This window comes from Mycobacterium sp. SM3041 (assembly GCF_039668335.1).
GTDB lineage: Bacteria > Actinomycetota > Actinomycetes > Mycobacteriales > Mycobacteriaceae > Mycobacterium.
Genome location: NZ_JAYXBQ010000054.1, coordinates 112,113 through 125,130, shown reverse-complemented (window position 1 = coordinate 125,130; position 13,018 = coordinate 112,113). Strand labels below are relative to the sequence as shown.

At 68.2% G+C, this 13,018-nt stretch carries 11 protein-coding genes; 5 read left to right on the top strand and 6 right to left on the bottom strand.

Annotated features, from left to right (window positions below):
• Positions 1-13 precede the first annotated feature (13 nt).
• The 6 genes from VXD91_RS19570 to VXD91_RS19545 all read right to left on the bottom strand — a co-directional run bounded on the left by VXD91_RS19570 (position 14) and on the right by VXD91_RS19545 (position 6,542).
• Entirely contained in the window at positions 14-436 is a 423-nt protein-coding gene (locus tag VXD91_RS19570) for a hypothetical protein (RefSeq protein WP_346416162.1), read from the bottom strand.
• A gap of 146 nt (positions 437-582) precedes the next feature.
• Entirely contained in the window at positions 583-2,220 is a 1,638-nt protein-coding gene (locus VXD91_RS19565) for a fatty acyl-AMP ligase (protein ID WP_346416161.1), read from the bottom strand.
• Between the two features lie 281 nt (positions 2,221-2,501).
• A complete protein-coding gene (locus VXD91_RS19560; RefSeq protein ID WP_346416160.1) occupies positions 2,502-3,470 on the bottom strand; it encodes a 4-(cytidine 5'-diphospho)-2-C-methyl-D-erythritol kinase in 969 nt (322 codons plus the stop codon).
• Positions 3,471-3,535: 65 nt separating this feature from the next.
• Positions 3,536-4,456 carry a 16S rRNA (adenine(1518)-N(6)/adenine(1519)-N(6))-dimethyltransferase RsmA gene (rsmA, locus tag VXD91_RS19555; RefSeq protein ID WP_346416159.1) on the bottom strand — a complete coding sequence of 307 codons (921 nt, stop codon included), beginning with the start codon at positions 4,454-4,456 and terminating at the stop codon, positions 3,536-3,538.
• Positions 4,453-5,580 (bottom strand): transglycosylase family protein, encoded by a 1,128-nt coding sequence (locus VXD91_RS19550; RefSeq protein WP_346416158.1) that lies wholly within the window; start codon positions 5,578-5,580, stop codon positions 4,453-4,455. The genes rsmA and VXD91_RS19550 overlap by 4 nt, the downstream gene beginning before the upstream one ends.
• 128 nt (positions 5,581-5,708) lie before the next feature.
• Entirely contained in the window at positions 5,709-6,542 is an 834-nt protein-coding gene (locus tag VXD91_RS19545; protein ID WP_133427946.1) for a TatD family hydrolase, read from the bottom strand.
• Positions 6,543-6,567: 25 nt separating this feature from the next.
• Between VXD91_RS19545 and metG the strand changes: the two genes are divergently transcribed.
• From metG to VXD91_RS19520, 5 genes are all read left to right on the top strand, one after another.
• Positions 6,568-8,121, top strand: coding sequence for a methionine--tRNA ligase (gene metG / locus VXD91_RS19540; RefSeq protein ID WP_346416157.1), 1,554 nt, complete (start codon positions 6,568-6,570; stop codon positions 8,119-8,121).
• A gap of 9 nt (positions 8,122-8,130) precedes the next feature.
• The gene (gdhA, locus tag VXD91_RS19535; protein WP_346416156.1) at positions 8,131-9,486 is read left to right on the top strand and encodes an NADP-specific glutamate dehydrogenase; all 1,356 of its coding nucleotides are present in this window, start codon (positions 8,131-8,133) and stop codon (positions 9,484-9,486) included.
• Between the two features lie 137 nt (positions 9,487-9,623).
• Complete coding sequence (locus VXD91_RS19530; protein ID WP_318986734.1) at positions 9,624-10,793, top strand: FAD-dependent oxidoreductase; 1,170 nt, start codon at positions 9,624-9,626, stop codon at positions 10,791-10,793.
• Positions 10,790-11,707, top strand: a complete 918-nt coding sequence (locus tag VXD91_RS19525; protein WP_318986735.1) for an RNA polymerase sigma-70 factor — start codon at positions 10,790-10,792, stop codon at positions 11,705-11,707. The genes VXD91_RS19530 and VXD91_RS19525 overlap by 4 nt, the downstream gene beginning before the upstream one ends.
• 13 nt (positions 11,708-11,720) lie before the next feature.
• The gene (locus VXD91_RS19520) at positions 11,721-12,974 is read left to right on the top strand and encodes an aminodeoxychorismate synthase component I (protein ID WP_346416155.1); all 1,254 of its coding nucleotides are present in this window, start codon (positions 11,721-11,723) and stop codon (positions 12,972-12,974) included.
• Positions 12,975-13,018 lie beyond the last annotated feature (44 nt).

Genomic DNA, 13,018 nt, shown 5'->3' with positions numbered 1-13,018 from the left:
TGCGTGCCTCAGTTCACGGGCACGACGAGACCAGTGTGGGTGAGTCCGCAGCAAGAGGAGTGTTGTTGGCCGCCGCCCGGTTGAACGCGTCGCGGCGGGCGTCCTCGATCGTCGGCCCGGCGCCGCCGGCCACGACGCCGCTCTCGGGGGCGTGCACGTTGACGATGCACAACCGATCGTTGGTGACCTCGTCGCTCGTGCACTGGTCGGCACCGGCCCGGTTACACGCCGCGATCACTGCCACGGAGGCCGCACGGACGTCAGGCCCCGTGGCGGTGAAGCCGACGATGACGCCGCCCCGGACGCCGGAACCGACCGCTGCGGCAATGTTGTTCGGCTTCCCGAGCACGCCCGCCGAGCCGTCGGCACAAGCGGGTACCGCGGCGATGGCGCCCGCGCCGAGCACTGCGGCCAGGGCCGCAACGACACGCCTCATGAATACGCCGGTCCTCTCGTCGGTAATTGGCGAGATTACCCGGGGTTCACAGCTTTCGCTCAGCGTAGCGGGCAAGCCCATCCGTGTGGAAAACGTGAAAACCCCCGATCTCCTTGGAGATCAGGGGCTTTCACGACTTCACAAACCTAGCCGGTGACGAGTTCCACCGAGTTGGCGCGACGGAGCTTGCCGGACGGGGTCTTCGGGATGGTGCCGGGGCCCAGCACGACCACGTTGCGCGGCCGCACGTCGACCTCGGTGACGACCTCGTGCGCCACCTGATGCTCGATCCGGCGCACCTCTGCCGGGTCCTGCCAGGCGTTGGACTCGACCGCGACGGCGAAGGTCTCGCGCGAATGACCGGCATCCAGGCGCACCGCGACGGCGCAGCCCGGGCGCACACCTTCCACCCGGCCCGCCGCGCGTTCGATGTCCGTGGGGTAGATGTTGCGGCCCGCCATGATGATGACGTCCTTCACGCGGCCACACACCACGATGTTCTGCTCCTCGGTGATGTACCCGAGGTCACCGGTGTCGTACCAACCGTTCTCGTCCTGCGTCGGCAGGAAGCCGGCCATGGTGATGTAGCCGGGGGTCACCGATTCGCCGCGCAGCTGGATGACACCGACACCGCGCTCGGGCAGGACGTTGCCGTCCTCGTCGACGACGCGGGCCTCGAGGTCGCGCAGCAGCGGGCCCAGCGATGCCAGGCGACGCGTGTTGCCCTTGGAGGCCGGCACGGCGCGCCGCAGGGCGGCCAGCAGGTCGGCGTCGACCTCGTCGACGACCAGGCCGGCGTTGCACGGCGAGAACGACACGGCGAGGCAGGTCTCGGCCATGCCGTAGGCCGGCAGGATGGCCGAGGCCTTCAGGCCGAACGGCTTGCCGGCGTCGATGAGGTCCTCGACGTCGGCGGGGTCGACGGGCTCGGCGCCGGACAGCGCGAACCGGAGCGTGGAGAGGTCATATTCGCCCGGCTTGGCCTGGCGGCGCAGCCGCTTGGCGAACAGGGCGTAGGCGAAGTTCGGGGCCGCCGTCATGGTGCCCTTGTACTTGTCGATCAGCTTGGCCCACAGCAGGGTGTCGCGCAGGAAGTCCATGGGCGTGACCTTGACCAGCTCGGCGCCGAAGTACATCGGGATGGTCAGGAAGCCGACCATGCCCATGTCGTGGAAGCACGGCAACCAGCTGACCATGACGTCCTTGTCGACGTCGTACTCGGCGCCGATGAACATGGCCTCGGCGTTGGAGTAGATGTTGCGGTGCGTGATCTGCACGGCCTTCGGCGACCCGGTCGAACCCGAGGTCAGCTGCATCAGCGCGAGGTCGTCTTCACCGGTCTCGACGGGGTCGATGGGCTCGGCAGCGAGCAGATCGCCGACCTTGAGGACCTGCAGGCCCTTCTCCTCCAGCACCGGGATGGCCACCAGGAACGGCTCGGAGACGATGACGGCCTTGGCCTCGATCATGCTGATGACGTTCATGGTGTCTTCAGCCCAGACGGCCAGATCGGTACGGGGCGTCGGCTGGTGCAGCATGGTGAGGCTGCCGCCGCGCATCCAGATGCCCTGCACGGTCGGGGCGATCTCCACCGGGAAACCGGCCAGCACGCCGATCTTGTCGCCGTGACCGATGCCGGCGGCCGCCAGGCCACCTGCGATCCGGCGGGCCCGCTCGTGGACCTCACCCCAGGTGTGGCGCACCGGCTCGTGCGGCTCACCGGTGACCATGCCCCGCTGCGATGTACGAGCGTTGTTGTACATCTTGTCGGTAAATCGGCTCACGACAACCTCCTGACGTCAGGCGCCACTGCCCGTCGTTCCATAGTCCGTCCGGTGCCAGGCGCACTTGTAGAGGCGCGCACGCACAATTCGGCCGCGGTTATATCTCGAATCGATGGCTCCGCTGCCATGACTCCGGCGCTGCGCATCCGCCCACCGACACCGCCGGTGAGAAAAACCATTGCGTTCCACGCCTGGCCGCTGGCATACACCATCGATCATCTTAAGAGACTCTTAAGTAGCTAACAAACTGTTGGCCGAATTGAGTGCTGAGTCACACCGGCTCAGGCCTGCTTGCTGGGCGCCGGCACCACTCTGGCGCCGTGCACCGGGCCGCTGGCGACACGCACCGTGCGGCATACCCCGGCACCGGAAAGCTGGGTGCCGACCTCGACGGCGTCCTCGGCGGAGGCGCACAGGAACGCGCAGGTGGGCCCGGAACCGGACACGATGCCCGCCAGCGCGCCGGCTTCGACGCCCGCGCGCAGCGTGCGCCGCAGCCCGGTGTCCAGGCTGACGGCCGCGGCCTGCAGATCGTTGCCCAGCAGCGGCGCCAGTTCCCTCGGATCGCCCGAGGCCAGCGCGGTCAGCAACGGCTCGGGATCGTCCAGCGCCGGCGGGCCGCCCTTGCGCCCGTCGGCCCGCAGGTTGTCCAGCTCGGCGAAAACCTTCGGCGTGGACAGCCCACCCTCGGCAAACGCCAGCACCCAGTGGAACGTGCTCCGCGCCAGCACCGTGGCCAACTGCTCGCCGCGGCCGGTGCCCAGCGCGGTGCCACCGTGCAGCGCGAACGGGACGTCGCTGCCGAGCCGGGCGGCCAGCGCATGCAGGTCCCTGCGGGGCACACCCAGCTCCCAGAGGTTGTTCATGGCGACCAGCACGGCGGCCGCGTCGGCGCTGCCGCCGGCCATGCCGCCGGCCACCGGGATGGACTTGTCGATCGAGATCGCGACGTCGGGCGCGCGGCCGACGTGCTCGGCCATGAGTTCGGCAGCCTGCCAGGCGAGATTGCGGTGGTCGGTCGGCAGGCCCTCGGCGCCGTCGCCGAACATCTCCAGTGACAACAGGTCCGCGTTGCGAACGGTCACCTCGTCGAACAGGGAGACGGCGTGGAACACCGTGGTGAGCTCGTGATAGCCGTCATCGCGACAGTCACCGACACCGAGGTACAGGTTCACCTTGCCCGGCACGCGGACGGTCACCGAGCCTGTGGGTACCCACTCAGAAGCAGTGTTTCCATCCGACGTAGACACGCCACGACATTAACGCCCGCGGCGAGAGCCACAACACCAAGTGTGGAAAAGCCTGCCCGCCGGCCTCAGTGGGTGGCGTCGACCTGCTGCTCAGGCTCCGGGGCCGTGGCGCGCTGCTCGCGGTCCAGCTCGCCCGAACGCTGCAGCAGCCGCACGAAGTCGGCGATCGCCAGGGTCTCGCCACGACGTGCCGGATCGATGCTGGCGGCCAGCAGGCGCTCGGCCGAGGCATTGCCCGAACCCGCCCACTCGGCGAACGCGTTGCGCGACGTCTTGCGCCGCTGCGCGAACGCGATGTCGATCAGGTCGAAAACCTGCGAGCGGAAGTTGTCGTCGGTCGGCCACGGCGACGTCTCGTGCCGGTCGATCCGGACCAGGCCCGAGTAGACCCGCGGGATGGGCCAGAACACCGTCGGCGACACCATGCCGTAGCGCCGGACGTTGCCGAAGAACCGCACCTTGGCGCTGGGCACCCCGTAGTCCTTGGTGCCGGGGTCGGCGGCGAGCCGCTCGGCGACCTCGGCCTGGACCATCACCATGACGGTGCGGATGGTCGGGAATTCCGAGAGCAGGTGCAGGATTGCCGGCACCGCGACGTTGTACGGCAGGTTGGCGACCAGCGCCGTCGGCTGCTCGTCCAGGTCGGACGGCATGAGGTCGAGCACGTCGCGGTTGATCACCGTCAACCGGCCGATCTCGCTGTGGGAGTGCTCGGCGACCGTGGTCGGCAGCTGGCGGGCCAGCACCGGGTCGATCTCGACGGCCGTCACCTTCGCGCCGCGGTCCAGCAGCGCCAGCGTCAGCGAGCCCAGACCCGGGCCGACCTCCAAGACGTGGGACTGCCGGTTGACCCCGGATGCCGACACGATGCGGCGCACCGTGTTGGCGTCATGCACGAAGTTCTGTCCGAAGGCCTTACGCGGCCGGAAATCAAGCTCTTTTGCCAGATGCCGGATTTCGGTTCGACCGAGTAGCCGGATCGTCATCGTGCCCCAATTCTCCCGCTACACACTGGCCAGGCACCCCAACCTTGGCGGGCTCGCGTCACTTCAGCAATCGCGATCTGCTCTTCACGTGTCGCAAGATCAGCTCTCGCAGCATAACGCAGACCGCCCTGCCGCTCCCAGGTGTTCTGATCAAATTGGACTCCGCCGTAAAAACCGTTGCCCGTATTGATGGCCCAGTTGCCGGTGGACTCGCAACGCGCCAGTGCATCCCAGGCAGCCCCTTGCGTCACCGGCGGCACCTCGGTGCCGGGCTTGGCGCCGACGCGCAGGACGCCGTCCCGCGCCGGGGTCAGCACCTGATTGGAGACCGGCAGCCGACCGGTCTCGACACCGTTGACCGTGGCAACGGCGAACGTCACGTTCTGCGTGCCGGGCTGGCCCGGATCGTCGACCACCTTGCGGCTCATGTTGAGCGCCGGGTCGGGCACCGTGTTCATGGTCGGGGGCAGCGGCGATTCCATGGTCACCTGCTGCAGCCGGATCCGGGTCACATCGATCTGCATGCCCTCGGTCACCGGCGTGGATGCCGCGGGGACGACGGTGTCGCGCTGCTCCAGCGGCACGCCGGCCTCGGCCAGCAGCCCGGCCACGTTGGCCGCGGCCAGGTGCACCTGGCGCGGCACACCGCCGTCGACGATGGTCACGTTGCGGGCGCTGACCACGGGCAGCGACATGCCGGCCAGCGGCACGCGGGTGGCGCGGTCGGCCGCGACGGGCGCGGTGTCGGTCATGGACAGCTGCTTGAGGGCGTCCTGCACGGTGGCGGCGGTGGTCCACACCTGACGCGTGCCCTGGCCGTCCAGCGAAATCTCGAGCGGGCGGCTGCGGCGCAGCACGATGTTCTCGGCGTCGTGCACGTCCTGGTCGGCCGCGGGGAACAGGTCGTCGCGCTCGCCGACGGTGAAGCCGTTCTCGGTCAGGACGTCGCCGATGCGGGTCTTCATGGTCTGCACCGTCATCGGTGCGCCGTCGATGGTGAGGGTGACGGTCTTGTGGTTCGCGACGGCGAACCCGCCTGCGACGGTCAGCGTGGCGAGGAAGGCCCCGGTCACGCCACGCAGCATCGGCGAGCGCGCATCATGCAATTTGTTCAGAACGTTCAAGGCGTCAATCCCGTGTCTATCGAGCCCGGGGTGGCCCCGAGCAGCGGCCGCGGTGACCACATGAAAGCCACCTCGACCGGGTTGATCACAGAACGGTAACGAACGTCCCCGGGAGGCGGCAACTTGGACTAATGATACAGTCCATAGCTTTTCGAAGCGTTTTCCGAGGTCACCGCGGCAATTTCGGCCGCTGAAGAATTCCGGATCTCGGCCAGTGCGCGGACCGTGTACGGCAGGCAGTACGACTCGTTGGGCGCGCCGCGGAACGGGTGCGGCGTCAGGAACGGCGCGTCGGTTTCGACGAGCAACAGCTCCGCCGGGATGATCGCGGCCGCCTCCCGCAGCGCATGCGCGTTCCGGAAGCTGACGGTGCCGGACAGACTCATGAGCCAGCCGTGATCAGCGCAGGTGCGGGCCATCGCGGCGTCCGACGAGAAGCAGTGGAAGATCACCGTCTCCGGCGCGCCCTCGGACCTCAGCACGTCGAGGACCTCGGCGTCGCCGTCCCGGTTGTGGATCATCAGCGGCTTGCCGACCCGTTTGGCCAGGTCGATGTGCCAGGCGAAGGCCTCGCGCTGCGTCGCCTCGTCGGCGCAACCGTCGAGCTTGCCGGGCCAGTACATGTCGATGCCGGTCTCCCCTACCGCGACCACACGCGGGTCGGCGGCCAGGCCTTCCAGGGTGCGTCTGGCCTGGTCATCGAGGGCGTTGGCACGGGTCGGATGCAGCGCGACGGCGGCGTACACACGCGGATCGGCATGCGCGGCGCCGACGGCCCACTCGGCCGCCTCGAGATCGTCGGCGATGGTGACGACCTTCTCGACGCCGACGGCTTCGGCACGGTCCAGGATTTCTTTGATGCTCGCCGCGTCGGTCGCACCACAGGCGTCCAGGTGGGTGTGGGCGTCGATCAGTCCGGGCAGTGGTTCCGGGGCGGGCGGCTTCTCTCGTTTGGCGCTCACAGCGACACCCTAAAGTGAGACCCAAATGAGTGAGCCTTTCTACATCACCACCGCCATCGCGTACCCGAACGGCGCACCGCACATCGGGCACGCGTATGAGTACATCGCCACCGACGCGATCGCCCGGTTCAAGCGGCTCGACGGCTTCGACGTCCGCTACCTGACCGGTACCGACGTGCACGGCCAGAAGATGGCCGAGGCCGCGGCGGCCGAAGGCATCACCGCCGCGGAGCTGGCCACGCGCAACTCCGACGTGTTCCAGGCGCTGCAGGAGAAGCTCAACATCTCCTTCGACCGGTTCATCCGGACGTCCGACGCCGACCACTACGAGGCGTCCAAGGAAATCTGGCGCCGGATGAACGAGACCGGGGACATCTACCTCGGCACGTACGCCGGCTGGTACTCGATCCGCGACGAGCGCTTCTTCGCCGAGGACGAGACCGAGGTGCGCGACGGCAGCCGGTTCGCCATCGAGACCGGCACGCCCGTCACGTGGACCGAGGAGCAGACCTACTTCTTCAAGCTGTCGGCCTACACCGACCGGCTGCTGGCGCACTACGAGGCGCATCCCGAATTCATCGGACCCGATGTGCGGCGCAACGAGATCGTCAGCTTCGTCTCGGGCGGGCTCAAGGACCTGTCGATCTCGCGCACCACGTTCGACTGGGGCGTCCCGGTACCCGACCACCCCGAGCACGTCATGTACGTGTGGGTCGACGCGTTGACGAATTACCTTACGGGCGTGGGCTTTCCGGACACCGCCGCCGAGGACTTCGGCAAGTACTGGCCGGCCAATCTCCACATGATCGGCAAGGACATCATCCGGTTCCACAGCGTCTACTGGCCGGCGTTCCTGATGTCGGCTGGAATCGCCCTTCCGGAGCGGGTTTTCGCGCACGGCTTCATCAATGTCAAGGGCGAGAAGATGAGCAAGTCGGTGGGCAACGTGGTGGATCCCATCGCGCTGATCGACGCCTTCGGCCTGGACCAGGTGCGCTACTTCTTCCTGCGCGAGGTGTCCTTCGGCCAGGACGGCAGCTACAGCGAGGAAGCCATCATCGGCCGCATCAACGCCGACCTGGCCAACGAACTGGGCAACCTGGCACAGCGCTCGCTGTCGATGGTGAACAAGAACCTCGGCGGAATCGTGCCGGAGCCAGGCGAATTCACCGCCGCCGACCTCGAGTTGCTCAAGCAGGCCGACGCGCTGCTCGAGCAGGTGCGGGCGCACTACGACGTGCCGGCGATGCATCTGGCCCTGGAGGCCATCTGGCAGATGCTCGGTGCCGCCAACCGTTACTTCTCGGCCGAAGAACCGTGGGTGCTGCGCAAGTCTCCCGCTGAGTCGGACCAGACCCGCTTCGGCACAGTGCTATACACGACGCTGGAGGCGGTCCGGATCGCCGCGCTGCTGGTGCAGCCGGTGATGCCGGAGTCCGGGGGGAAGCTGCTCGACCTTCTTGGGCAGGACGCCTCGGCACGGGATTTCCGTGCCCTGGGCACCCGGCTGGCACCGGGGACGGTGCTACCGACACCCGAAGGCGTATTTCCCCGCTATCAAGCGGAGACCAAGGAGTAACGAAAAGATATGGCGCAGGACGGCTTACACGAGCGGCTGCACGACGTCTACGAGGAAGTCACCCGCCGCAACGCCGGCGAGATCGAATTCCACCAAGCCGTCTACGAGGTTCTGACGAGCCTGGGCCCGGTCGTCGACAAGCACCCCGAGTACTCCGACACCGCCATCATCCGACGGCTGTTCGAGCCGGAGCGGCAGATCATCTTCCGCGTGCCGTGGATCGATGACGCCGGAGCCGAGCAGATCAACCGTGGCTTCCGCGTCGAGTTCAACTCCGCGCTGGGTCCGTTCAAGGGCGGCCTGCGGTTCCATCCGTCGGTGTACCTGGGCATCGTGAAATTCCTTGGGTTCGAGCAGATTTTCAAGAACTCGCTGACCGGCCTGCCCATCGGCGGCGGCAAGGGCGGTTCGGACTTCGACCCCAAAGGCCGCTCCAAGAACGAGGTGATGCGGTTCTGTCAGTCGTTCATGACCGAGCTGTACCGGCACATCGGTGAGTACACCGATGTCCCCGCCGGCGACATCGGCGTCGGCGGCCGCGAGATCGGCTACCTGTTCGGCCAGTACAAGCGCATCACCAACCGCTACGAGTCCGGTGTCCTGACGGGCAAGGGCCTGACGTGGGGTGGCTCGCAGGTCCGCACCGAGGCCACCGGCTACGGCACCGTGTTCTTCGTCGATGAAATCCTGCGCAGCACCGGGCAGTCCTTCGACGGCAAGCAGGTCGTGGTGTCCGGGTCCGGGAACGTCGCGATCTACGCCATCGAGAAGGTGCACGCACTCGGCGGCACCGTCATCGGCTGTTCGGACTCGAGCGGATACATCGTGGACGAGAAGGGCGTCGACCTCGAGCTCCTCAAGGAGCTCAAGGAAGTGCGTCGCGGCCGGATTGCCGAGTACGCCGAAATGCGCGGCGGCGGTGCGCAGTTCGTCGATAACGATTCGGTCTGGCAGTTACCGTGCGACATCGCGCTACCGTGCGCGACGCAGAACGAGCTGGACGGTGACGACGCGAAGGCACTGATCGCGTCCGGCTGCCAGGTCGTCGCCGAGGGCGCCAACATGCCGTGCACCCCGGAAGCAGTGAAGTTGTTCGCCGAGGCCAAGGTCGCCTTCGCGCCCGGCAAGGCCGCCAACGCCGGCGGCGTGGCCACCAGCGCGCTGGAGATGCAGCAGAACGCGTCGCGCGACTCGTGGACGTTCGAGGAGACCGAGCAGCGGCTGGCCGAGATCATGGGCCGCATCCACGACCGCTGCCTGAGCACCGCCGACGAATACGGCCAGCCGGGCAACTACATGGCCGGGGCCAACATCGCCGGGTTCATCCGGGTCGCCGACGCGATGTCGGCCCTCGGAGTGGTCTGACCTGCGCATTGACCCCCGCTGGTCGCAGGGTCCGCACTGGAGTCGAGTGATCTGGGCCACATCTGCGGGTACGTTTGTCACACTTTCGGCGCCGCCGGTGTCTTGAGGGCATAACCAACCCCGAAGGAGATGCAGTGATGACCGGAAACCAGAAGCTCCACCGCGTTGTCGTCATCGGCGGCGGATACGCCGGCGCACTGGCGGCCAATCACGTCCGGATGCGCGACGACGTGGCCGTCACCCTGGTGAACCCGCGGCCCAAGTTCGTCGAACGCATCCGCCTGCACCAGCACGCGGCCGGGAACTACGACGCCACCGTCGGCTACGACACCCTCCTCGCCGACGACGTCCGCGTGGTGATCGACACCGCCACCCGCATCGACGCCGCGGCCCGCACCGTCGAGCTGGCGTCTGGCGACACCCTGGACTACGACTACCTGATCTACGCCGTCGGCAGCACTGGCGCCGTCCCGGCGTCGGTGCCCGGCGCCGCCGAATTCGCTTACCCCCTGGCCGAATTCGAGCAGGCGGAGCGGCTGGCAGCGCGACTGCAGGACGTGCCGCTGTCCGCGCCACTGGTGGTCATCGGTGCCGGGCTGACCGGCATCGAGGCGGCGTCCGAATTCGCCGAGGCCGGCCGCAACGTCGTGTTGGTCGGCAACAAGCTCGCGCCGGCGATGAGTGCCCCGGCCCGCCGCTCGGTGGCCAAGGCCCTGGCCAAGCTGGGCGTGACTGTGATCGAGGGCGACGTCAGCGCCGTCAGCGCCCACCGGGTGACCCTCGCCGACGGGCGCTTCATCAGTAGCGCCGTCACGGTGTGGACCGCCGGCTTCGGCACCCCCCAACTGGCGGCCGCCAGCGGACTGCGGACCGATGACCTGGGCCGGTTGCTGACCGATGAAACCATGACCAGCATCGACGATCCGCGCATCGTCGCCACCGGCGACGCCGCTGCACCGTCGGGTCAGCCGCTGCGGATGAGCTGCCAGGCGACGAGTCCGCTCACCGTGACGGCCGTGGGGACCGTGCTGAGCCGGATCGCCGGAACCGAGCCCAAGCCCCTCGACCCCGTGTTCGTCGGATCGTGCGTCAGCCTCGGCCGGCACCTGGCGACCATCCAGATCGCCCGGAAAGACGACTCCTCGACCAACTACTACATCGGCGGTCGAGTCGGCGCGAAGCTGAAGGAAGCGATCTGCAAGGGCACGCTGTGGGGGATCCGACGGGTCGCCAATAAGCCGAGCGCGGTGTTCGTAATGACGGGCGGCAAGCGGGCCGAACAGCTGGCGGAGACTGTCAGCGCATGACCGGCTCAGCCAGTGTCGCAGGGGGTGAACACGCCGAGCGGTTCACCCACCTGCGGCCGCTCCTCTTCACCATCGCCTACGAAATCCTGGGCTCGGCAACGGAATCCGACGACGTGCTGCAGGACAGCTACCTGCGGTGGGCCGAGGTCGACCTCGACACCGTGCGGGACACCAAGTCGTACCTGGCGCAGTTGGTCACCCGGCAGGCGTTGAATGCCCTGCGGGCCGGCGCTCGCCGCCGCGAGGAGTACGTCGGCCCGTGGCTGCCCGAGCCGCTGCTACTCGACGAGCGCGACGCCTCCTCGGATGTCGTTCTCGCCGAGTCGGTTTCGATGGCGATGCTCGTGGTCCTGGAGACGCTGGGCCCCGACGAACGGGCCGTGTTCGTGCTGCGTGAGGTGTTCGGGTTCGACTATGACGAAATCGCCGGGGCCGTAGGCAAATCCACCGCGGCGGTGCGCCAGGTCGCACACCGGGCCCGCGAGCATGTCCAGGCCCGGCGTAAGCGGTACACGCCCGACACCGCCAAGTCCGCCGAGGTCACCACGCAGTTCCTGACGGCAGCGGCGACCGGCGATCTGGACGGCCTGATGACGCTGCTGGCCCCGAACGTCACGTGGACCGCGGACAGCGACGGCAAGGTCAGCGCGGCCCGGCGACCGGTGTACGGCCCGGACAAGGTCGGCAGACTGCTGCTCGGCCTCATGCGCGGCATCGGTGATTACCCCGAGGCCCGTGCCGACCTCGCGACGTACAACAGCGCCCCGGCACTGGTGCTGTACCTCGGCGAGAAACTCGAGGGCGTCATCCTGATCGAGATCGAGGACGGCAAGATCAGCCACTTCTACGCCGTGCGCAACCCCGACAAGCTCGGTGGGGTGCTGGTCGAGCGGGAGATCCGGCGGACCGTCTGACAAGCTGTGGGGCGTGCGAGTCGAGCGGTTGGCCGACCTGGGCGACGCCCCGGGGGTGTTGAAGGCTGTCGCCGACGCCGCCGCCCGCCGCGGCCTGCCCCCGCCGGCCGCGCTGCTGGGTGACTGGTTCGGCGCGACGGCCGTCATCGCACCGAGCGTCGCCATCGAACCGGTGACCGCCACCGAAGTCTTCGACGCGCCAACGGGTTCCGGTGAGGCGATCGGTGGCGGCTGGTTCGGCTACCTGTCGTACCCGGACGGTGGTCACCGGATTCCGGAGGCTGCCGGCGGCTGGTCGGACTCGGTGCTGCGGCAGGACGCCGCCGGGCACTGGTGGTACGAAAGCCTCTCCGGGGCAGCGCTTCCCGACTGGCTGGCCGCCCTGGAGCCGGCGGCACCCGAGCCGTACGCCATCGACTGGCGGGCGCCGGACCGCGCCGGCCACCGCGCCGGCGTGCTGTCCTGCCTCGACGCGATCGCCGCGGGCGAGGTGTACCAGGCCTGCGTCTGTACCCGCTTCACCGGGCGGCTGTCCGGCGCGCCCATCGACTTCTTCGTCGACGCGGTGACGCGGACCGCGCCCGCCCGGGCCGCGTTCGTCGCAGGCGAGTGGGGCGCGGTCGCGTCGCTGTCGCCTGAACTGTTCCTGAGCCGCCGCGGCGAGGTCGTCACCTCCAGCCCCATCAAAGGCACGCTCCCCCTTGATCGTCCGCCGTCGGAGCTGGCGTCGTCGGTCAAGGACGTCGCCGAGAACATCATGATCGTCGACCTCGTCCGCAATGATCTGAGCCGCGTCGCGACGACCGGGTCGGTCCGGGTGCCGCAGCTACTGGCAGTCGAGCCCGCGCCGGGCGTCTGGCATCTCGTGTCGACGGTGGCCGCGCGGGTTCCGGTCGACACCCCGATGGCAGCCGTGCTCGATGCCGCGTTCCCGCCCGCCTCGGTGACCGGCACCCCGAAATGCCGCGCCCGCGAACTCCTCGCCGAATGGGAGCCGTACGACCGCGGAATCTATTGCGGGACGGTCGGTTTGGCGTCACCCCTGGCCGGCACCGAACTCAACGTCGCGATCCGCACCGTGGAATTCGACCCCGACGGCAGAGCGATCCTGGGGGTGGGCGGCGGCATCACCGCCGACTCCGACCCGGACCGCGAATGGGAAGAGTGCCTCCACAAGGCCGCCGCCACCGTCAGCCTCTCCCTGTCTCGCGAGCAGTCCGCTGCAAGCGGGCGGTACCCTGCACAAAATTGGGTCGATCGACACTGATCTAGCTACCCGACTCTCTTAGGCCTCGGATCCCAGTCACCTGG